Source organism: Empedobacter sp. UBA6745, from assembly GCF_002453775.1.
Taxonomy (GTDB): domain Bacteria; phylum Bacteroidota; class Bacteroidia; order Flavobacteriales; family Weeksellaceae; genus Empedobacter; species Empedobacter falsenii_C.
Genome location: NZ_DKHL01000008.1, coordinates 143,185 through 164,962 on the forward strand (window position 1 = coordinate 143,185; position 21,778 = coordinate 164,962).

Below are 21,778 nucleotides of genomic sequence, written 5' to 3' on the forward strand. Positions count from 1 at the left end.
AAGTTTAAGTTAATATATTTTCTGATTCAAATTCAATCGAAACCCAAGACTCCTTCTCTCCTTTAACTAAAAATTCTAATATATTATTAATTCTTAAATAAGGTAGATTAGTATCGAAATCATTAATCCCAAAATCTATATTATATCTACCTAATGTTAATAGTGGATTTTTTATAATTAATGAATATTCAATAATTTTGTTTTTAATCTTCTTTTGCTCATTTACAAATACTCCTGCTACTTGAATTTGCTCCTTATTTTTTATCAACATATATAAATGAGGATAATTTATCACATTATTTTGTAAAACTTTAAACCTCAAAACTATTGTAAAACTTACGCCTCTTTCAACAACATCATTTGGTATAATAATTCTTTTATCTAATAATTTAAAATACCCATTATCAAATACTTTAGAGGACTGTTCTACTGAAAATAAATTATAATATTCTTGAATTCCTTTACCAATATCTTTTCCTTGATATTGAGCAACACCATGATTCATTAATATTATTTCTGTACATATTCTAGAAATCATATTCATTGTATGTGATACAAATATGATTGCAGTATTAGGTAATAATTCATCAATCTTACTAAAACATTTGATAACAAATCCTAAATCACCTACTGCCAATACCTCATCAATAATTAAAACATCTGGTTCTAAATGTGCTGCTACAGCAAATCCTAAGCGAACTTTCATTCCTGATGAATAATTTTGAACAGGCATATCTATAAATTTTTCTATTTCAGAGAAATCTATAATAGATTGTATTTTTTGATTTACTTCTTCTTTTGTAAATCCTAAAATTGCTGCATTATTGTAAATATTCTCACGTCCCGTTAAAATAGGGTTAAAACCAGCACCTAATTCAATAAGCGCACCTATTTTACCACGCATTACAATTTGTCCTTTATCAGGCGTATAAAGTCCGTTCAAAACTTTTAACAGCGTACTTTTCCCAGCTCCATTATGACCAATCAAACCAATACATTCTCCTCTTCTTAGTTTAAAACTTATATCTTGTACTGCCCAAAATTCTCCTTTGCGAAGTTCTTTTGAAGATTTTAATCCAAAACTACTTCGAATAATATCTGTTGCTCCATACTTTAAAGAAGTTTTGAGATCTAAAGAAAATTTCTTTGATACATTTTGAACTTCTACTAATATTTCTTTTTCCATATTATCCAGATATTTTTTCGATAATGATTGGCATTGATTTTCTGAAAACAACTAATCCTATTAAACTTATGAATATACTAATGATAAGTATTAATAAATTTAGAAACATTGATTCGATAGGCTGATTGGTAATCGAATTTCTTGTATCATTAATTAAATAAGTTAGAGGATTCAGTTTAAATAAGAGTCCAAAAAAACCTCCTTTAGGCATTGCATATACTACAGGTGTTAGATACATCAAAAATGATATTCCTGTATTAATTATTTTCGCAATATCTGTATAAATTAGTCCTATTGGAGTTATTAATAATCCTAAAGAGAAAGAAAAAATTAAAAGTACCACCAATAGAAATGGAAAGTAGAGAAAATTAATATCTAAATTAACACCGAAATAAATTAAAAAGACCACTAACAAAATAAGTTTCAATCCTAGATTGAAAAATATTTTATACATACCAGCCATTAGAAGCGCTTCTTTAGGGAAATTAATTTTAGACATAATTCCCTTTCCTGCGTTTACAGAAACCATAGGGCTTTGAACTGTATCAGCAAATACACTCCATAAAGTTGTACCAATCACAACAAACAAAGGATAAGGAATACCAACTCCTTGTACTGAAACAACACCTGATCCATTTAAAAACAGCCACACTAATGAGTTAATAATAACTGGAGCAAATGCCCAAAAAATACCCAAATAAGACTGTCTATACTGTGCTTGTATGTCCCTTTTAGCCATCTGATAAGCTAAAAAGTGAGAATTTGATATATCTTTAAATATATTTTTTAATTCCTTGAGGAAATGTGTTTTTTTGTCAGAAGAGTAAACTACTGTTTTTAAACTCATAGAAACTTTTTAGGTTAAGGTTTTAAGTTTATAGATTAATTTCTTCATCAACCTATAAAACCCTTTTTTAATTATATTGTTTTTCGTAATAATTTTGGTAATCGCCAGATGTTACATTGTCTAGCCATTCTTTGTTGGATAAAAACCAATCAATTGTTAGACTCAAACCTTGCTCAAACGTCACACTTGGTTTCCAACCTAATTCTTCGTTAATTTTTGTTGCATCAATTGCATAACGTAAATCATGTCCTGGACGATCTTTCACAAATGTGATTAATTGTTCTGAAGTTCCTGCTTCTTTCCCTAATTTTTCGTCCATTTGTTTACACAATTCTTTTACCAAATCGATATTTTTCCACTCGTTGAAACCTCCTACATTGTAAGAACCTCCATTTTTTCCTTCATGGAAAACTAAATCAATCGCTTTAGCATGATCGATCACAAATAACCAATCGCGTGTATATTTTCCATCTCCGTAAATTGGAAGTGGATTTCCGTTCAAAATATTATGAATACATAACGGAATCAATTTTTCTGGAAAATGATTTGGTCCGTAATTATTTGAACAATTTGTCATCACAATTGGTAAACCGTACGTATCATGATAAGCTCTCACAAAATGATCTGAAGATGCTTTTGAAGCCGAATATGGCGAATGCGGATCATAAGAAGTTTCTTCCGTAAAAAAACCTTCATCACCCAAAGCGCCAAAAACCTCATCTGTTGAAACATGATGAAAACGTTTTCCTTCGAAATTATTGTTCCAAATCGTTTTTGCAGCATTCAATAAGTTTACTGTTCCAATCACATTCGTCATCACAAAATCCAACGGATTTGTAATAGAACGATCCACGTGAGATTCGGCAGCTAAATGAATAACACCATCTGGCTGATGTTTTTCAAAAACCTCTAATATATGTTTTGCGTCAGTAATATCAGCTTTTACGAATTCGTAATTTGATTTACTTTCGATATCTTTCAAATTCTCTAAATTTCCAGCATACGTCAACGCATCAAGGTTGATAATCTTCGTTTCAGGATATTTTAAGACAAATTCTCTTACAACGTGAGAACCGATAAATCCAGCTCCACCTGTAATTAAAATAGTTTTCATAGTATTTTATAGTTGTTATTTTTAATCGTTTCCAAACAAATCGCGCGTATAAACTTTCTCTTTCACGTCAGCCAATTCAGGTGCATTTCGATTCGAGATAATCACATCACACTCTTGTTTAAAAGCTTCAAAATCATTCATCACCTTCGATCCAAAGAAAGAATCTTCTTTCAGAACCGGTTCATAAACCACCACTTCAATTCCTTTTGCTTTAATACGTTTCATTACTCCTTGAATCGCAGATGCTCTAAAATTATCCGAACCTGATTTCATAATCAAGCGATAAACACCAACTTTTTTAGGATTTTTTGCGATGATAGAATCTGCAATAAAATCTTTTCGCGTTCTGTTTGCATCAACAATTGCTTGAATAATATTATTCGGAACTGCATCATAATTAGCCAATAATTGCTTCGTATCTTTTGGCAAACAATATCCACCATAACCAAACGATGGATTGTTGTAATGCGAACCGATACGAGGATCCAAACCAACCCCTTCGATAATTTGTTTACTATCTAAATTGAATGTTTGCGCATAACTATCTAACTCATTAAAATAAGCGACACGCAATGCTAAATAGGTATTCGAAAATAATTTGATTGCTTCAGCTTCTGTTGAATGTGTAAACAACGTCGGAATATCTTTCTTAATTGCTCCTTCTTTCAACAAATTAGCAAAAACTTCTGCTCTTTCGCTTTGCTCACCAATAATAATTCTTGATGGATACAAATTGTCGTATAAAGCTTTTCCTTCTCGCAAAAATTCAGGAGAAAAAATAATATTTTGATATTCTAATCGTGATTTTAAATCTTCAACAAAACCAACCGGAACAGTCGATTTTATAATAACTACAGCATTCGGATTATATTGCTTGACATCCTTTATAACCGATTCTACACTTGATGTATTAAAATAATTTGTTTTTGGATCATAGTCCGTAGGCGTTGCAACAATCACATATTCTGCATTTGCATACGCAGTTTCTTTGTCTAAAGTCGCAAGAAAATTAAGCTCCTTATTCTGCAAAAAATCTATAATTTCTTTATCTTCAATTGGAGATTTTTTTGCATTGAGCATTGCAATCTTTTCTGGAACAACATCTAACGCCACTACCTCATTATGCTGAGCTAATAAAATTGCGTTAGACAGACCAACGTAGCCTGTTCCCACTATTGCTATTTTCATTTATGGTTATTTAAAATTAGTTTAAGAGAACAAATTTAGTGAAATTCTCTCAATTCGAATACCAATTTACTAAAAATGAGCAAATAGACAAGTATATTTACGTTTATAAAATTGTAAAAATTGTTATTTCATTTTCAACGAACCGTTTATCTTGTTCTTCATTTGTCAAACTGGAAAAAATATCAGTCAAAATTAGTTCTGTTTTAATATTCAAATTAACTTTACAAAAGTTAAAAATATAAACGTAATGTCTGTAAATAAAGAAATCAAACGTATCACTACCGAAACTGTGCGTAACATGAAATTTACCGGAGAAAAAATTTCGATGTTAACGGCTTACGATTTTACAATCGCTTCGCTTGTAGATGCGGCTGGAACTGAAGTTATTTTAGTTGGTGATTCTGCGGCTAATGTAATGGCTGGTCACGAAACTACTTTGCCAATTACTTTGGATCAAATGATATACCATGCACAATGTGTCGTTCGTGGAGCAAAACGCGCTTTAGTTGTAGTTGATTTACCTTTTGGTACTTATCAATCTGACCCACAAAAAGCTTTAGAATCTTCAGTTCGAATCATGAAAGAATCTGGTGCACATGCAATCAAATTAGAAGGAGGGAAAGAAATCGAAGAATCTATTCGTCGTATCGTAAATGCTGGTATTCCTGTTATGGGACACTTAGGTTTAACTCCTCAGTCTATCTATCAATTTGGTTCATATAAAGTGCGTGCAAAGGAAGATGCAGAAGCAGAAAAATTAATTAGCGATGCTAAATTATTAGAAGAATTAGGATGTTTTTCATTAGTAATGGAGAAAATCCCAGCTGATTTAGCTGCTAAAGTAACAGCCTCTGTTAATATCCCTACAATTGGAATTGGAGCAGGAGCTGGTTGCGACGGACAAGTTTTAGTTGTACATGATATGTTGGGATTAAACAACGAATTCAAACCAAAATTTGTTCGTAAATATTTAAACTTAGAAGATCAAATTCACCAAGCAATTGGACAATATGTTGCGGATGTAAAATCGGGCGACTTTCCAAATGCGAATGAACAATATTAGAAATTAAGGTTAAGGTTGAGATTGAGGAAAAGACAAAACTCAATCTTAACCTCTTTCTAAACTTAATCTTAGTCTAAACCTTAAACTTACCACATGCCTTATCACGATTTCACAGAAATGCCAATTTGGATAAAAGCAATGAATATCGCTGTTCAAGTTTTTGAGTTAAGTTCAAATTTACCTCGAACAGAAGATTATGGGTTAACATCACAAATAAGACGTTCTGCAGAAAGTATTTCAGCAAATATTGCTGAAGGTTTTGGCAAATCTAGTATTAATGATAAAGTTAAATATTATGAAATCGCAAAAGGTTCGGCTTTCGAAACAAAATCTCATTTGTATTATGGACAGAAAGTTGGATATTTTAACGAAAACACAATAAATCTTCTTCTTGAAGAATTAAATTCTACAATTTTTGAGATTAATAAACTCAAAAAAGCTTTAAAAAATTAAATAAACTCTAATTAATTAGGTTGACTTTTCCTAAGTCTTAACCTTATTCTCAATAACATGAATCCAGAAATTTTATTCGAAGATAATCATTTGTTAATCATCAACAAAAAAGCGGGTGAATTAGCACAAGGAGACGAAACAGGCGACATTCCACTTATCGATAGTCTAAAGGACTATATAAAAGAACGCGATAACAAACCTGGAAATGTTTTCTTAGGGTTGGTGCATCGCTTGGATCGTCCAACTTCTGGTGTGTTGATTTTTGCTAAAACTTCGAAAGCTTTAACACGAATGAACGAAATGTTTCAGAAACGAAATATTGACAAAGTTTACCGTGCTATTGTACAAAGCAAACCGCCAAAAGATTTTGAACGTTTAGAACATTATCTAAAGAAAAATCCTAAAAATAATAAAACAACAGTTTATTCTAAACCTACTGCTGATGCAAAAAAAGCAATTTTAGAATACACTTATTTAGGCGCTTTAGATTCTTTTCATTGTGTCGAAGTGAAGTTATTTACAGGTCGTTCACATCAAATTCGCGCGCAACTTTCTTCTGTTGGTTCTCCTATCAAAGGCGATTTGAAATACGGCGCTAAACGTTCTAATCCTGACGGAAGCATTTGTTTGCACGCTCATCGCATTACATTTGAACATCCTGTCAAAAAAGAAGAAATGACAATTGTAGCTCCAGTTCCGAAAGATGCAATTTGGCAAGCAACGAACAAATTTAATTCGTAAATTTGTCGCTTATTTGTTTGTCAAATGAACAGCATTTTTTATTTCATAATTTATCAAATCTCACGTTTACCTCTTTCGGTTTTATACAGATTTTCGGACTTTCTGTTCTTTCTGCTGTACACGGTTATTGGTTATAGAAGACGTGTCATTAGAACAAATTTAGAAAACTCTTTTCCTGAAAAATCTCAGGAAGAAATCAAAGCAATCCACAAGAAATTTTATGCTAATTTTTGTGATTATTTGGTCGAAACTTTAAAAAGTTTTTCTATTTCTCAAGAAGAATTGGACAAACGATTTACATATTCTAATCTCGACGTTTTTAATGAAATAAAAACTGAAAAACGAGATGTCATGATGATGTGTGGGCATATTTTTAACTGGGAATGGTTTATTGGAACGGTGAAACATTTACCAACAAAAGAAAGTGCAGCTGTTTATCATAAAATTCGAAATCCTTTTTGGAACGATAAAATCAACGCTATGCGTGGGCGTTTCGGGACAAAAGCCTTGGATATGAAAGATGTGTTGCGTTTTATGATGAAAGCTCCAAATGATGGAGAGTTAGCCTATTTATTTGTCGCAGATCAAAGTCCAAAACAATCAGCAGTTCATTATTTTATTGATTTCCTCAATCAGAGAACGCCTGTTTTTAATGGTTTTGATAAAATTGCACGCCGCAAAGATATGGCTGTTGTCTTTTGTCAAACCGAAAAGATAAAACGCGGTCATTATCACACAACTTTTATTCGACTACAACCTCAACAAGAAAAATTTGAAGAAAATGAAATTGTTCATCAATTTTTTCATCATTTAGAACAAACCATTCAACAACATCCAGATAATTGGCTTTGGAGCCACAAACGTTGGAAATATGCCGATTTGTAATTTTAAATATTCATGAAAACAGCAATTGCAATCCTAAATTGGAATGGCGAAAAATTATTGCCTCAATTTTTACCTTCGGTTATTAACAATTCTAAAAACGCAACAATTTATGTAATTGATAATGCGTCGACTGACAACTCAATCGAATTGTTGACAACTCAATTCCCTTCTGTCAAAATCATTCAGAACAAGGGAAATTATGGCTTTGCACAAGGCTATAACGAAGGTTTAAAAGAAATTGATGCAGAATATTTCTGTTTATTAAATTCGGATGTCGAAGTAACTGAAAATTGGATAGAACCAATTGAAAAATTGTTTGACAACAATCTTGACATCGCCGCAATTCAACCCAAAATATTAGACTACAAAAACAAAGAGTATTTTGAATATGCCGGTGCTGGAGGAGGTTTCATTGATAAATTTGGTTATCCATTTTGTCGAGGACGTGTTTTTTCAACTTTAGAAAAAGACAATGGGCAATACAACGACACCACACAAATTTTTTGGGCAACTGGCGCAAGCTTATTTATTCGAAAAAAAGATTTCTTTGAACAAAATGGTTTTGACGAAGAATTCTTTGCACACATGGAAGAAATCGACTTGTGTTGGCGATTAAACAATACTGGACGAAAAATTTATTATTGTGGAGAATCGACTGTTTATCATTTGGGCGGTGCAACTTTGGATAAAGCCAATCCAAAAAAATGGTATCTAAATTACCGAAATAGTTTGTGGATGATGCTTAAAAATCTACCTGCAAACAAACTTTTTCCAATGCTTTTCACACGTCTTTCCATGGATGGAATTGCCGCTGTTGCCTTTTTACCAAAACAAGGACTTCCACATGTTTGGGCCGTTTTCTTATCGCATATGCATTTTTATTTTGGCTTTATAAAAATGTATAAAAAACGTCAAAAGCATCAAATTAAAAACTATTCTGATAAAGAATTATTGCCTTTTCAGTATTTTATCAAAAAACGTCAATACTTTAAGGATTTGAAATAATCAGTCATCAAATATTAAATCATTTCTTAAAATTTCTATAATTTTTTTAATTCTATTATTGTAGAATATAAAAATATTACTATCATTGTACAACAAATCAAACTACAATGAAAAAATTATTTACATTATTTACATATTGCGTTCTACTTACAACTTCGTCTTTTGCACAAAAACTTGAAGTGAATTATCAAGAAATTGTAAAAGTAAATGCAGAAGAATTTAAAGGTTCTGTAAAATTTTCTACAAATGGTAAAGAAAGCCAAATTCCGACTGATGTCTACAATGACATGATTAAGAATATGCAAGAACCAAAAGATTTTATCTTAACAATCAATGAAAACGAATCGTCTTACAATAAAGTTGAAAAAATAGATAATCAACAAGGAGGAAATGGAATGAGAGTTTCGATGAGTTTTGGAGATTCAGGAAATGGTTTATTCAAAAATTTAACTACAAAAGATTATTTGAAAAGTGTAAAATCATTTGACAAAACTTATACAATAAAAGATAAATTAACCGAATACAAATGGCAATTAACACGCGAAACAAAAAAATTAATTGGTTTTAATGTCAAAAAAGCAACTGCTATTGTGGATAGCACAACAACTGTAACTGCGTGGTATGCTCCAAGTATTGCGATAAAAGATGGACCTGGAATTTACAATGGTTTGCCAGGCTTGATATTAGAAGTAGAAATTAAAAACTCAAAAAATAAAGGAATCGAAAGTAGTACTATTCGTGCAACAGAAGTCAAAGAAGTGCCAAATCTAAAACCAATTGAAAAGCCAAAAGATAAAAATACAATCACCAACGAAGAATATAAAGCGTTGAATGAAAAAGCAATGGAAAGGCTAAAACAGATGAGCTCTGAAGGAGTAAGTAAGGATTAAAGAAAATATTTTCATCCTTCATTAAACATTTCATACAATTTCTTGTCTAAAAGCTATAAGCATATTTAAAATGAAAAAAATAATTTCAGTTTTTATTTTACTATTTAGTTTTTCTGCATTTGCGCAACAAGAAAAAGTAGAAATTTCGTACACAACGCGTATTATTTTGCCAGACGATTTTACGTTTCAACCTCCGGGAGGTGGCAATGGACGTACGATGCCAAAAGAAATGCAAGAGCAATTCAAGAAAAATATTCAAGAGCCGCAAGAAGCTAAGTTGACTATTTTGGGAGACGAATCCTTGTATAAAATGGTTGAAAAAATATCAAATGATCAAAGTCAAGGATTACGAGGTCCACGTGGTGGCGGGATGCGAATGATGTCGATGAATGGAGATAATATTTATAAAAATAGTACAAATCATTTGCTATTAAAAGAGCAAAGCATGATGGGAAAAAACTATGTTGTAAAAGATTCTTTGCAAAATTATGATTGGAAATTAACACGAGAAACAAAAACAATCTTAGGCAACGAAGCCAAAAAAGCAACTGCTATTATTGATAGTGTTCAAACAACAGTTTGGTACATTCCAACGTTGAAATATAAAACTGGTCCAGAAAATTATTGGGGATTACCAGGTTTAATCGCAGAAGTACAAACAGAGATTAACAGAGGAATGTTTAAAGGTTCTAAAATTATTTCTTTGACAGATATCAAAACATCAACAAATACAAAACCAATCGAAAAACCAAAAGATAAAGGTGCTATTTCGCAAACAGAATTTGATAAATTGATGCAAGAACAACGCTCACGTTTCGAAGAAATGAGAAATTCTGGCGTAAATAAACGAGATTAAGGTTTCTTAAAATTCGATTAATTTTCATAAAAATTGGTTCAATTTCATATTATAAAACTTATATTTAATTCTAAATTAATCTTAAGAAATAAAATACTATGAAAGCTTTAATCATCGTAGATATGCAGTACGATTTTTTACCAGGAGGTTCGTTGGCTGTGAATGATGGAGATAAAATTATCGAACGCATAAATAAATTGCAAGAAAAGTATGATGTTGTTGTGGCAACACAAGATTGGCATCCGGCAAATCACAAAAGTTTTGCTTCTCAACACACAGATAAACAACCTTTTGATGTAATCGAATTAGGTGGAAATCGTCAAGTTTTGTGGCCAGATCATTGTGTACAAGGCACTAAAGGAGCTGAAATACACAAAGATATCAAGCAAAATAAAATAAGTGCAATCATCCGAAAAGGTATGAATCCAGAAGTTGATTCGTATAGTGCTTTTTTTGATGTGAATAAAAAGAATCCAACAGGGCTAAATGGATTCTTAAAAGATCATAATATAACGAGTGTATACATTTGCGGCTTAGCAGCAGATTATTGTGTATATTACACAGCAAAAGATGCTTTAGCATTGGGATATACAACATATATTTTAGAAGGAACAACAAAGGCTATTAACCAAGAACTTTTTGATGAATTGAAAGAAGATTTTATCAAAAAAGGAGGAAATGTCTCGACGTATTTATTATAATATTATCAATAAATCGCTAGATAAAAATGTCATTTGAAAATCCTTAACTTTTTGAATGACATTTTATTTTTTAAATAAATTCAAAAATTATCTGTAACATTAGTCTACAAAAGCAGACTAATTAGACAAATACAACAATTATGAAAAAAGCAATCTTAACATTTGCCTTAGGAATTATCGCAACTACAGTTTCTATCGCACAAGACAATAAAACACAAAATATCGATGCAACTTATGTTTGCGAAATGAAATTGGATTATGACAAAACAATGGCACAAGTTCCTCAACAATATCGCTCACAAGTTGGTCCAATGTTGAAAGCTGAAATTGATGCTGGTGTTTTCATGAACTATTTCTTAAAAAGTAATTCAAAACAATCAACTTTTGTATTAGAACAAAAAGTAGGAAATGCTCAATCTCAAGGAGGAATGATTGCTCAACAAATGGCATCATTCGATAATAAACCAACTTATAAAGACTTTACAGTAACTCCAAATTTGTATTACAAAGAAGTTGATATGGGGGCAAAACAATATTTGATTAAAGACCAAATTCCTGATTACAAATGGAAAATTTCTCGTGAGAAAACTGATATTGCAGGATACAAAGCAACAAAAGCAGAAGGCGTTATGATGGATTCTATTCCAGTAACAGCTTGGTTTGCGCCAGAAATTCCAATAAAAGATGGACCAACTTCTTTAGCTGGATTGCCAGGTTTGATTATAAAAGCTCAATTTGATTACCAAGGAACAACAATGATTTTCACATTAAAAGAATTAAAACTTTCGGATAAAGAATTAAAAGTTAACATTCCTACAAAAGGTGAAACTGTAACGCATAATCAATTCATGAAAATTATGGAAGATATGCAGAAAAAGATGAAAGAAATGATGAATAGCGGTGTAGACACCCAATAATTCATTAAACAAAATATAAAACACATCTGTTTCTAACACATAAATAGATGTGTTTTACAAAAAACTCTATTTTGAGTCATCAACTAAAAAATACATATGAAGAAATTACTCTATCTAATTTTATTTACTTCTGCTGCTCAAATCTCATTTGCACAAGAATGTAAATTGAAAGGATCTGTTGCAAATGATGCTGGAATTCCTGTTACAGATGCTTCTGTCTCTATTTTTGATAGTAAAAACGAAGGAAAAGGTTTTGTTTTTACAAGTAACATGGGTGAATTTGAATTCAAATTGCCATGTGGACAAAAATATGATATCGAAATTGAGCAAGCTGGTTACGAAACATATGTAGAAAATGTTGATTTGACTGAAAATGTCAACAAAAAAATAAAGCTTAAACAAGGAAAAGAAATTTCTTTAAAAGAAACAATTGTAAAAGCTCAACAAGCAATCAAAGTAAAAGGTGATACAATTGAGTTTGATGCAGATTCTTTCAAAGTTGGAAATGAGGAAACATTAGAAGATATTCTTAAAAAATTACCTGGAATTGAAGTTCAAAATGGAAAGGTAATGTACAAAGGTAAACCTATGTCGCAAGTAACAGTTGGTGGACGTGAAGTTTTGGGTGGTAACGAAAAATTATTGAACAAAAATTTACCTTCGGATGCGGTTTCTAAAATTCAATTAAATACAAAGTTCAAATCAAATCCTTTTGCTTCTTCATTACAAGAAGATGACGAACAATTCTCGTTAAACATCGAACTAAAAGATGATATGAAACGTCTTGCATTTGGTAATGTGACGTTAGGTGGAGATGCGGACAAACATACAGATGCGCAAGCAAAAATTTTCTATTTCTCAGAAAAAACGGACGGAACTTTAATCAATGATTTTAATACATTCGGAAAACAAGTTTTTGATCAAGATGATTATATGAGCTTCTTTGGTGGATATTCTGAATTTAATTCTGAAGGAAGTATTTATTCATTAAGAGGAAATTCGAACAATCTAAACCTGATGACAAAAAATGATGCGCCGAGTATGAATACCTATAATGGTGCTGTGCATTTTGGTGTTGAACCAAATAAGAAATTAAAAATCTCTGGTTTTGGTTTACTTAACACCAATAATATTCGTTACAATTCTAAATCAGAACGTTATTATAATAACATCGAAACACCTTATACAACCGTCGATCAGGAACAAAATAAGAGCAATATTTTGATGGGAATGTCGCGTTTGCGTTTAGATTATAATCCGAATGATAAAGGACAAATTAAATATCGCTTAAATTTTAATTATTTGGATAGCGAAAACGAGCAATTGGTTGATAGCTATTATAACGATCAAAAAAATAGCTTTAGAAATGTAAATTCTGAACAGAAGAATTACTCTTTATCACAAACTTTATCTTACATCCGTAAAGTTGGACGCGATGATAATGTTGGTTTATATTTCCGTCATCAATATCAAAAAGATACGCCAGATTACAATGTTTTATCAACAGCAAATCCGTTCTCATCTTTTAATTTGTTCAAAAATTTATCTCAAGTAAATAATCAATATAATATCAATCAAGATCAAAACTTTGTTTTGAATACTGTTCAATTATATGGAATCTACAATCACTTGTTGACAAATACATCTAACCTTAAAGTAAAAGTTGGAACAAATTTTAGTACGCAAGATTTTGAGAATAAAATCTATGATTTTCAAAAATTAATGAATGATAATTCATTAATTAGTAATACAGATTTAGATTACAACGAGACCTTTGCTGATGTAACGTTGACAAAGAAACTAGGAAACTTTCAAGTAGATGCGGGAGCTGGAGTTTCATTCTTTAATGAAAAATCGAAATACCAAGATGGTGAAAAACTAAATCGTTCGGAAACGAAATTTTTACCTCACCTGAATTTGCAATACAAGTTCAACAATGCAACAAATGTTCGCGCAAGTTATACACAAAACTATAGCTATCCGTACACAAAAGATTTTAATGACTCGTATACCATTCAAAGTTATCAATCGATTTTCTATGGAAATAGAAACTTAAGACAAGCTTTGACACATACAGCAAGTCTTAATTTTAGTCATTTTAACTCGTTCACATTCTTTAATATTTTTGCGAATTTGAGTTATACGTTACAAGAAAAAAGTATACAAACACAATCTGTTTTAAACCGTGATTTTATCATCTCTGGAAACGATACAATTGTAAATAACTATCAGTTCAATACCTTGATTAATTCTGGTAGTAACCAAGAAACTTATTCAGGATATTTCATGATTGGAAAACGTTTTGCTAAATGGTACAATGCACGATTAACAGGAAATATTTCTACTTCTAATTATTATACCATTACACGAAATATTGAATATGAAAATGGAGTTGTTAAAAATGATGATTTGAAGGATGTTAACAATAAAAGTTTTAATCAAACTTATAATTTAGAGAACTCATTTACATTCAAAAAGAAATTTGAATTGAAGGCTGGGGTTAATTTAAACCTTAGTAAATATCAATCATTATCTGAACAGAAATTTACGAACTGGCGTCCATATGGGGAAGCCGCTTGGTCCGCTACAAGTAAATTATTAATTCAGACCGATTTCTCTTATCGTTTACAATACCGTGATGGAGTAGAAATAAACACAGCAAAAGAGTGGAATGCTTCTGCACGATATAATATTGCGAAGAAAACTTATTTAACTCTTACAGGTGGAAACTTATTAGGAAACAACGTAATTGTTTCGAATGGATTTAGTAATAACTATATTGAAACTACAACTAAAAATGTTTTGGGAAGATATTTTATCGTGAGTTTACGATATAAGTTCTAAATCATAAAATTTATCTGAACGCGTCTACAAAGTAGACGCGTTTTTTTATAAATAATTTTTGTACTTTTAATCTAATCAACTAAAAATAAATAGATGGAAAACCATACTACCGAAATTTATAAAATTATTCAACCAGAAAATTGGACAAAGAGTTTAACAGACGAACAAATTATTGAACTTTCTAAAGAAACTGATTTCTCGAAAAATATTTTAGATGAAGGACGAGATTATTGTTACTTTTTGGACAAAAAATTTTATGTAACACGTGAAAAACATATCGAGTATGTTAACATGTCTTACACCTTAACTGATCCTGCAAATTTAGAAAAAGCTTCTACATTCGATACAATTGTCGAAGAAAACGAAATTTATTTGATTCATAGAATTTCTGTGATTCGTGATGGAGAATTAATTAATAAATTAGCAGATATCACTATAAAAGTTTTGGATAACGAAAATGATAGCGGTTCTGGCGTAATCAACAAAAGCAAAAAAATTAATATTTCGATCAAAGATTTGCGTTTATATGATATTCTTGTATTGGAAGATGCAAGAGAAAAAATATTTACTGACAAAGATTTTGTCCGCAAAGAATACAGCCGTTATTTATGGGTTAGCCCTGATTCGTATTGGGCATATGGAAATTATACGTTCGAATTAATCAATGAGCGTGATGATGAATTTGTTTACAAGAAAAACTTCTTCCGTGACGAAAATGGAAATGTAATCGAAGCAGAAACAGGAACAATTCCTTCTGGCGGTTCTTTCGTTTTTGAGTTAGTAAATTATCTTAATCCAACAGATCCAAATCGCGAGATTTTTCCTTACATCGATTTTGCAACAAAAAGCACCTGGGAAAAGCTTTCAAACTTTATTTCGCCTTATTACGAAGAAGTGCTTAACAAAGCAAATCTTGAAAGTTTCGCACCAAATCTGATTGAGAAATTAAATGAATTTTCTGACATCGAAGATAAAATTGAATATGCGATAGAATATGTTCAAAACCATATTTATTATATCTACAATGCTGATGAAATGAGCGGTCACAAACCTCAAGAAGCAGAAGTAACTTATGCGAATAAACAAGGAGATTGCAAGGCAAAATCTATTTTATTGAAAGTTATTTTTGATTATCTAGGATTAGAATCTTCAATCATTTTACTGAATTATAATACTGATTTCTATTTCAAATATTATCTCCCATCGTTGTTGGCTTTCAATCATGTGATTGTAAAAGTGAAACATAATAATGAGACATATTACGTTGATGCAACAATGCGTAATGAGTATGGTTACTTAGAAAATAGAAGCTTTATTTATTTTGCGCATTATTTAGAAATTAAACCAAATCAGACCTTACAAATTCGCGAACCTTACAAATTTCCTAAGTTTTGTATAGATGAAAAAGTCAGTGTAGCGGCAAAAGGAAACGAAGGTTATTTAGAATCTGAATCGATTTATCGTTACAATCGTGCAAATAATATGCGCCGATATTTCAAGAATACCAACAAGCGAGAAATTATTGATAGTTGGAATAGTTTCTTTTATTATGCGTTAAATTATAGTGCAGATCGCCCTGAAATGGATTTGAGAGAAATTTTTAAAGACACTTCTATTGAAATTGTTTCGGATGATAAAAAGCTGAACGAATTAACGATAAAATATAAAGCACGAATCGAGAATCCATATTTTAAAGATAAAGTGACAAATGAACGCTTCTTGATGTTCTTTGATCGAAATATCCCGAAGAATAATGTGAGAGATTTTATTCACGAAGACGCAAGTTTTTGGCATAATTTCGATAGTGAAAAGTATGAAATCAACTTATCAACCGATCAAAAAATTGATACAAAAGAAAAGTATACGATTCAAGAATCGACGATTAATGATAAATATTTCACCTACTCAAGTAGAAAGAAAATTACAGCAAGTGGAGGAAGTGCTTACATTGAATACAATCCTTCGACAAATCATGAAATTACGATGGAAAATTTCGAGGAATTCCGAAATAATCATTACACAATTGCAGATAGTAATTACGGTTTAGGTATTGATATTATCGAATCAGGATTAATGAATATGCTAAAATTTAAGATGAAAAAAGCTTTCAAATAATCAATCAAAAACTCCTGAAAAATAATTTTCAGGAGTTTTTTTATTTAATCACTTGTGGATAATCAAACAAATTATTTGGATCATATTTCTTTTTCAACTTTTGCAAACGAACCAAATTATTTCCGAAATAAGCATTATTTGCATCAGGAAAATTAATATCCGGGTAATTTCGGTATTGTTTTATATTCCCAATATTTCTTAATAATTGTTGTATTTCTTCAAATGATTTTGTCAACTTTTCTTCTTGCGAAGGCAAATCCCAATACGCTTGTAACTCGCTCAAATAATTAATATCGCGATGTGGATAAGCAGAATCTGAAGCTTTGACTTCATTGATTTTTCCACCCAAAGTATTTATCTGATAAATCATTCCTTTAGAAGCGACAACTTTTGCAAAAATATCTTCCAAACCTTTCTCAATATCTTCAATTCCTGTGTACAAACCAGCAGAAGAATTTTTGAAATAAATCGGCTCTGTTACGCCATAATAATTTTTGAGCGCAGCAGCCAGATTTCTATTTTTCATCGGTTTATAATCATTCGATAATGGAATTAAACTCGAAAATATTTTCTCAAAATCTGTTTGATTTACTGCAAAATTGGTAAATAAAATGGTCAAAAACTTTCCATTCAACACAAAAGCAGAAAAAGCTTCTTTAGGTAATTTTTCCGTTGCTTGGAACCAAAGTCGAATTAATTTGACAAATTTATCTGATGTTAGATTTGTAAACTTCATACGATATCCGCTGAAAGATTGTGGGACTGGATAAGTTTTGAAATGTAATTCCGTTACAACGCCAAAATTTCCATTTCCGCCGCCTTTACACGCCCAAAGTAAATCGGGATCTTTATCAGAGTCGATTGTATTTCCTTTGTAATCGATCATTTTTACACGAAGCAGATTATCACAGGTCAACCCATATTTTCGGCTAAAAAAACCATAGCCACCGCCCAAAGTCAAACCACCAATAGCCACAGTTCCACATGATCCAGCTGGAATAATTCTTTTCTTAGGTAAAAAATTCGCATAAATTTCTTGCAACAAACAAGCTGGTTGTAATTTTACTTTATTCTCTTGCAACCACGTAATTTTGTTCATCAATCCAAGATGAATCAACAATCCGTTATCAACATTCGAAAAACCTTCAAAACTATGCCCTCCACTTCGAATTGCAATTTTTAGTTTCTTTTCGTTTGCTAATGCAATTGCTTTTTTTATTCCAGTTTCTGATTTACAAACTGCTATAATCTTAGGAAATTTCTCAATTCTTTTATTGAATGATTTTCTGTATTGATTATACTTTTCATCATCTTTTGTCAAGATTATTAAATCATCATCCAAAAAATCATCAAACGAATAAAAAGACATAAAAAAAATCCCTAAACTACCTGTACCAAGTAGTTTTAGGAATTCTCTTTTTGTATAATTTGGTTGTTTCATCGCTAAAATTGGTTTAGCTAAAGATACAACTATTTGATATTATTCTCTTTTAACCAGTTTCTATAATTCTCAGCATTTTTCAAATGTTCCTGATAATCATTGGTATAAATGTGGTAACCTGGTTTTTTAGGATCTGCAACAAAGAAAATAAAATCGTGATTTGCTGGTGATAAAACCGCATCAATTGCTCCTAAATTTGGTAAACAAATTGGTGCTGGCGGTAAACCTTTGTTACGATAAGTGTTGTATGCATTCGAAGACCACGTCCATTTTTTGTACACACGTTGTACTTTTTGATCCCAACCATTTTCCATTTTGTACGCATAAATAGAAGTTGGATCGGCCTCTAAACGCATATCTTTCGCCAAACGATTCATATATGCACGTGCAACTTTTTGTTGTTCATCCATATTATCAGACGATTCCAATTGCACAATAGACGCCAAAGTTGTCACTTGCAAAGGTGTCATGTTGAGCGCTTTTGCTTTTGCCAAGCGATCTGCATTCCACACTTTGTCGTGTTGTGCCACCATTTTGTCCACAAACTTTTCTGGTGTTAATCCCCAATATACGAAATACGTTTCTGGAATAAAATATTGCTTAACTGTTTCGTCGTTTAACGTTGTATCGTTTTTTTCTTTCACAAAATCGCGAATAGCCGTCAAAACTTCGATAGAATCCATATCAATTTGCTTGGAAACTGATCCTGCTAAATGATAAATTGTCGGTTCATTTTTGATACGAAGCTTCACTTCTTCTTGCTCTCCTCCTTGCAAACGATCAATAATATCGCGGTTAGAATCTGAGCTTGAGATTTTATATTTTCCAGATTTTATCGTTGCTGGATAATCTGCATCTTCTGCATATTGTTTGAACAATTTTTCATCCTTCAAAAATGGTTTTAAAGAATCTAAAACTTGTTCAAATTTAGCTCCACGAGAAATATAGATATAACCATCTTTGGTTGCATTCCCTTTGAAACCATCTATAAATGTACATCCTACAAATGCGAATGAACAGATTAATATTAATACTAAATTTAATTTTTTCATTGAATTAAATTTCAATTTCACCTTCAAAAACTTTTACTGCTGGTCCATTTAACCAAACATTGACAAAGTTATGATTATTTTCCTCAAAATTTACAGATAAATCTCCACCCATCGCTTTTACTTTGATATCTTTTTTGTCTACCAAATTTTTGACATAAGCAGAAATCGCTGCAGCCGTAATTCCTGTTCCGCAAGCTAAAGTTTCGTCCTCTACTCCACGCTCATAAGTACGAATTGTAAGACTATTATCTGGCATAACTTCAACAAAATTTACGTTAGAACCTTTCTCAAAATAAGGCGCACCGTTACGAATTGCTTTTCCTTTTTTGTAAACATTAATATCTTTTACATTCTCCACAAATTCTACGTGATGCGGCGAACCTGTGTTCATAAACAAATATTTGTCGTGATCTTCCACTTCATTTACATCAATCATCTGTAAACGAATAACTTCTTGATCTACTATCCCATGATGCAAACCATCAATCGCATTAAATGTCATTTTGTCATTGGCAACATCCAAATCATTTGCAAATCGAATAATACAACGTCCTCCGTTTCCGCACATTGTACTTTCATTTCCATCCGAATTGAAATACACCATTCTGAAGTCTGAATTTTCATCATTTTGTAACAAAATCAAACCATCAGCTCCTATCCCAAAATTACGATCACATAGCCTATTAATCAATTCTGTAGAGATTGGAAACGTTTTTTCTCGATCATCAATCATGACAAAGTCATTCCCAGCTCCTTGATATTTATAAAATTTTAATTTCAACTTCTTTAATTTTAAACAAAGTAAAGACATTTTTGTCACTCTTAACTAATGTTATAAAAGATTTATAATATAGTGTTAACATGCGTTAAACGGTTTGAAATGTTAAAATTTTGGTCTTAAATTTGATTTAATCTAAAACATTAAAAACTTATATAATAAAGATGAAAAAATATACAGGATACTTATTAGTTGGATTAGTGAGCTCTATGACAACTATGGGAGGTTTTTATTTGATGAACGAAAGTGGAAGTAATCCATTTATTACAAATGCGAGTAATCAGAAAAACGGAGACTTTGAGTTTGTAAATTATAAAGGAAATTATGGGTATGATGCACCAAACTTTGTACAGGCTTCTAACAAAGCAGTACATACGGTTGTGAGTATCAAAAATTATTCGAATCAAAGACAGCAACAACAGCAACAAATGTTCGATCCTTTTGATTTCTTTTTTGGTCAACCAGAGCAACAACAAAGAGGAAGACAACAACAGCAACCAGATCAAGATCAACCATCTGGAATGGGTTCTGGTGTAATTATTTCTCAAGATGGATATATAGTTACAAATAATCACGTGATACAAGGTGCTTCTAAAATTGAGGTGACATTGAATAATCAAAAAAGTTATATTGCTGAATTAGTTGGAACTGATCCAAGTACAGATATTGCCTTATTGAAAATTAGTGAAAAAGGTTTACCATTCACAAAATTTGTCGATTCTGATGCCATTAATGTTGGAGATTGGGTTTTAGCAGTTGGTAATCCATTCGGACTGACTTCTACTGTTACAGCTGGTATTGTTTCGGCAAAAGGTCGTAGCATTAATATTTTAGGTAAAAACTCTGAATCACCAATCGAATCGTTTATTCAAACCGATGCAGCGATTAATCCAGGAAACTCTGGTGGTGCTTTGGTGAATGCTAACGGAGATTTAATTGGTATCAATACAGCTATTTCTTCGCCAACAGGAGCTTATTCTGGTTATGGATTTGCTGTTCCTGCAAACTTGGTGAAAAAAGTTGTGGAGGATATCAAATCATACGGAATTGTACAACGTGGATATTTAGGTATCAAAGGTTTTGACTTATCGAATGAAGATGCTGTAAAACAATACAACAAACAATTCAAGAAAAATATTAAAACCGATAATGGAGTAATGGTAACTGAATTGGTTGCGAAAGGATCTGCAATTGATTCTGGAATCGAAGAAGGCGACATCATTACAGCTGTAGATGGAAAACCAATTACATCTTTCTCATCGTTATCATTCATCGTAGGCAGCAAACGTCCTGGTGACAATGTTGCGCTTACTGTAAGACGTGGAAACTCTGAGAAAACGTACAACATTACATTGAAAGATGCTAAAGGAAGCACAAAAGTGAGAAGCAAATCTGACTTAACGCCAACTGAAGTTCTTGGTGCAGAATTTGAGCCATTAACAGAACGTCAAAAAGATAGTTTCGGAATTAATTATGGTGTGATGGTAAAACATCTTGATAATGCAGGAAAATTAGCTGCAGCAGGTGTTCAAGAAGAATTTATTATCTTATCGATTAATGATAAAAATGTTAGTTCACAAGACGATATCGAGAAAATCTTAAAAAATTATAAAGGACGCGTATCAATTAAATTTGCAGATTATTACGGACGAATCTATACAAAAGGATTCACGATGGATTAAAATTTTGAGTCGATTTTAAA

19 protein-coding genes are annotated in these 21,778 nt (G+C 31.6%); 12 read left to right on the forward strand and 7 right to left on the reverse strand.

Annotated elements, in window-relative coordinates:
- Positions 1–4: 4 nt before the first annotated feature.
- The 4 genes from B4H69_RS03870 to B4H69_RS03885 form a co-directional block, all read right to left on the reverse strand.
- A complete protein-coding gene (locus B4H69_RS03870; protein WP_114998894.1) occupies positions 5–1,186 on the reverse strand; it encodes a polysaccharide ABC transporter ATP-binding protein in 1,182 nt (393 codons plus the stop codon).
- Between the two features lies 1 nt (position 1,187).
- A complete protein-coding gene (locus tag B4H69_RS03875) occupies positions 1,188–2,033 on the reverse strand; it encodes an ABC transporter permease (RefSeq protein WP_114998892.1) in 846 nt (281 codons plus the stop codon).
- Positions 2,034–2,100: 67 nt separating this feature from the next.
- Positions 2,101–3,147 carry a dTDP-glucose 4,6-dehydratase gene (gene rfbB, locus B4H69_RS03880; protein WP_280049739.1) on the reverse strand — a complete coding sequence of 349 codons (1,047 nt, stop codon included), beginning with the start codon at positions 3,145–3,147 and terminating at the stop codon, positions 2,101–2,103.
- Between the two features lie 21 nt (positions 3,148–3,168).
- Positions 3,169–4,335: a nucleotide sugar dehydrogenase gene (locus B4H69_RS03885; protein ID WP_286479103.1), complete on the reverse strand. Its 1,167-nt coding sequence runs from the start codon at positions 4,333–4,335 to the stop codon at positions 3,169–3,171.
- Positions 4,336–4,582: 247 nt separating this feature from the next.
- Here B4H69_RS03885 and panB point away from each other — a divergent pair, with 247 nt between their 5' ends.
- The 11 genes from panB (at position 4,583) to B4H69_RS03940 (ending at position 16,805) form a co-directional block, all read left to right on the forward strand.
- Positions 4,583–5,398 carry a 3-methyl-2-oxobutanoate hydroxymethyltransferase gene (gene panB / locus B4H69_RS03890; protein ID WP_125349417.1) on the forward strand — a complete coding sequence of 272 codons (816 nt, stop codon included), beginning with the start codon at positions 4,583–4,585 and terminating at the stop codon, positions 5,396–5,398.
- Positions 5,399–5,491: 93 nt separating this feature from the next.
- Positions 5,492–5,851: a four helix bundle protein gene (locus B4H69_RS03895; protein ID WP_291092793.1), complete on the forward strand. Its 360-nt coding sequence runs from the start codon at positions 5,492–5,494 to the stop codon at positions 5,849–5,851.
- Positions 5,852–5,908: 57 nt separating this feature from the next.
- Positions 5,909–6,592 (forward strand): RluA family pseudouridine synthase, encoded by a 684-nt coding sequence (locus B4H69_RS03900; RefSeq protein WP_114998884.1) that lies wholly within the window; start codon positions 5,909–5,911, stop codon positions 6,590–6,592.
- Between the two features lie 24 nt (positions 6,593–6,616).
- Positions 6,617–7,477 carry a lysophospholipid acyltransferase family protein gene (locus tag B4H69_RS03905; RefSeq protein WP_114998882.1) on the forward strand — a complete coding sequence of 287 codons (861 nt, stop codon included), beginning with the start codon at positions 6,617–6,619 and terminating at the stop codon, positions 7,475–7,477.
- A gap of 12 nt (positions 7,478–7,489) precedes the next feature.
- Positions 7,490–8,482 (forward strand): glycosyltransferase family 2 protein, encoded by a 993-nt coding sequence (locus B4H69_RS03910; protein WP_291092795.1) that lies wholly within the window; start codon positions 7,490–7,492, stop codon positions 8,480–8,482.
- Positions 8,483–8,589: 107 nt separating this feature from the next.
- Positions 8,590–9,372, forward strand: coding sequence for a GLPGLI family protein (locus tag B4H69_RS03915; protein ID WP_291092797.1), 783 nt, complete (start codon positions 8,590–8,592; stop codon positions 9,370–9,372).
- A 70-nt stretch (positions 9,373–9,442) separates the two neighbouring features.
- Positions 9,443–10,228: a GLPGLI family protein gene (locus B4H69_RS03920; protein ID WP_291092799.1), complete on the forward strand. Its 786-nt coding sequence runs from the start codon at positions 9,443–9,445 to the stop codon at positions 10,226–10,228.
- A gap of 98 nt (positions 10,229–10,326) precedes the next feature.
- Positions 10,327–10,929: a bifunctional nicotinamidase/pyrazinamidase gene (gene pncA / locus B4H69_RS03925; RefSeq protein WP_280035291.1), complete on the forward strand. Its 603-nt coding sequence runs from the start codon at positions 10,327–10,329 to the stop codon at positions 10,927–10,929.
- 140 nt (positions 10,930–11,069) lie between these two features.
- Positions 11,070–11,846: a GLPGLI family protein gene (locus B4H69_RS03930; protein ID WP_291092801.1), complete on the forward strand. Its 777-nt coding sequence runs from the start codon at positions 11,070–11,072 to the stop codon at positions 11,844–11,846.
- A 96-nt stretch (positions 11,847–11,942) separates the two neighbouring features.
- Positions 11,943–14,690, forward strand: a complete 2,748-nt coding sequence (locus B4H69_RS03935) for a TonB-dependent receptor (protein WP_038331086.1) — start codon at positions 11,943–11,945, stop codon at positions 14,688–14,690.
- A gap of 93 nt (positions 14,691–14,783) precedes the next feature.
- Positions 14,784–16,805: a hypothetical protein gene (locus B4H69_RS03940; RefSeq protein ID WP_038331085.1), complete on the forward strand. Its 2,022-nt coding sequence runs from the start codon at positions 14,784–14,786 to the stop codon at positions 16,803–16,805.
- 40 nt (positions 16,806–16,845) lie between these two features.
- Here B4H69_RS03940 and B4H69_RS03945 read toward each other — a convergent pair whose 3' ends face one another.
- The 3 genes from B4H69_RS03945 to dapF are packed head-to-tail and all read right to left on the reverse strand — an operon-like array spanning position 16,846 to position 20,079.
- Positions 16,846–18,246 carry an FAD-dependent oxidoreductase gene (locus B4H69_RS03945; protein ID WP_291092805.1) on the reverse strand — a complete coding sequence of 467 codons (1,401 nt, stop codon included), beginning with the start codon at positions 18,244–18,246 and terminating at the stop codon, positions 16,846–16,848.
- 29 nt (positions 18,247–18,275) lie between these two features.
- The gene (mltG, locus tag B4H69_RS03950) at positions 18,276–19,298 is read right to left on the reverse strand and encodes an endolytic transglycosylase MltG (RefSeq protein WP_114998867.1); all 1,023 of its coding nucleotides are present in this window, start codon (positions 19,296–19,298) and stop codon (positions 18,276–18,278) included.
- A gap of 4 nt (positions 19,299–19,302) precedes the next feature.
- On the reverse strand, positions 19,303–20,079 hold the full coding sequence (gene dapF, locus B4H69_RS03955; RefSeq protein WP_115001951.1) for a diaminopimelate epimerase: 777 nt from the start codon (positions 20,077–20,079) through the stop codon (positions 19,303–19,305).
- A gap of 161 nt (positions 20,080–20,240) precedes the next feature.
- On the opposite strand from dapF, the gene B4H69_RS03960 reads away from it, so the two are divergent.
- Positions 20,241–21,758 carry a Do family serine endopeptidase gene (locus tag B4H69_RS03960; RefSeq protein ID WP_280045505.1) on the forward strand — a complete coding sequence of 506 codons (1,518 nt, stop codon included), beginning with the start codon at positions 20,241–20,243 and terminating at the stop codon, positions 21,756–21,758.
- Positions 21,759–21,778 lie beyond the last annotated feature (20 nt).

Excerpts from the sequence above, each read along its gene's own strand:
- B4H69_RS03870 (WP_114998894.1), bottom strand. The coding sequence starts at position 1,186 with ATGGAAAAAGAAATATTAGTAGAAGTTCAAAATGTATCAAAGAAATTT.
- B4H69_RS03875 (WP_114998892.1), bottom strand. The coding sequence starts at position 2,033 with ATGAGTTTAAAAACAGTAGTTTACTCTTCTGACAAAAAAACACATTTC.
- rfbB (WP_280049739.1), bottom strand. The coding sequence starts at position 3,147 with ATGAAAACTATTTTAATTACAGGTGGAGCTGGATTTATCGGTTCTCAC.
- B4H69_RS03885 (WP_286479103.1), bottom strand. The coding sequence starts at position 4,335 with ATGAAAATAGCAATAGTGGGAACAGGCTACGTTGGTCTGTCTAACGCA.
- panB (WP_125349417.1), top strand. The coding sequence starts at position 4,583 with ATGTCTGTAAATAAAGAAATCAAACGTATCACTACCGAAACTGTGCGT.
- B4H69_RS03895 (WP_291092793.1), top strand. The coding sequence starts at position 5,492 with ATGCCTTATCACGATTTCACAGAAATGCCAATTTGGATAAAAGCAATG.
- B4H69_RS03900 (WP_114998884.1), top strand. The coding sequence starts at position 5,909 with ATGAATCCAGAAATTTTATTCGAAGATAATCATTTGTTAATCATCAAC.
- B4H69_RS03905 (WP_114998882.1), top strand. The coding sequence starts at position 6,617 with ATGAACAGCATTTTTTATTTCATAATTTATCAAATCTCACGTTTACCT.
- B4H69_RS03910 (WP_291092795.1), top strand. The coding sequence starts at position 7,490 with ATGAAAACAGCAATTGCAATCCTAAATTGGAATGGCGAAAAATTATTG.
- B4H69_RS03915 (WP_291092797.1), top strand. The coding sequence starts at position 8,590 with ATGAAAAAATTATTTACATTATTTACATATTGCGTTCTACTTACAACT.
- B4H69_RS03920 (WP_291092799.1), top strand. The coding sequence starts at position 9,443 with ATGAAAAAAATAATTTCAGTTTTTATTTTACTATTTAGTTTTTCTGCA.
- pncA (WP_280035291.1), top strand. The coding sequence starts at position 10,327 with ATGAAAGCTTTAATCATCGTAGATATGCAGTACGATTTTTTACCAGGA.
- B4H69_RS03930 (WP_291092801.1), top strand. The coding sequence starts at position 11,070 with ATGAAAAAAGCAATCTTAACATTTGCCTTAGGAATTATCGCAACTACA.
- B4H69_RS03935 (WP_038331086.1), top strand. The coding sequence starts at position 11,943 with ATGAAGAAATTACTCTATCTAATTTTATTTACTTCTGCTGCTCAAATC.
- B4H69_RS03940 (WP_038331085.1), top strand. The coding sequence starts at position 14,784 with ATGGAAAACCATACTACCGAAATTTATAAAATTATTCAACCAGAAAAT.
- B4H69_RS03945 (WP_291092805.1), bottom strand. The coding sequence starts at position 18,246 with ATGAAACAACCAAATTATACAAAAAGAGAATTCCTAAAACTACTTGGT.
- mltG (WP_114998867.1), bottom strand. The coding sequence starts at position 19,298 with ATGAAAAAATTAAATTTAGTATTAATATTAATCTGTTCATTCGCATTT.
- B4H69_RS03960 (WP_280045505.1), top strand. The coding sequence starts at position 20,241 with ATGAAAAAATATACAGGATACTTATTAGTTGGATTAGTGAGCTCTATG.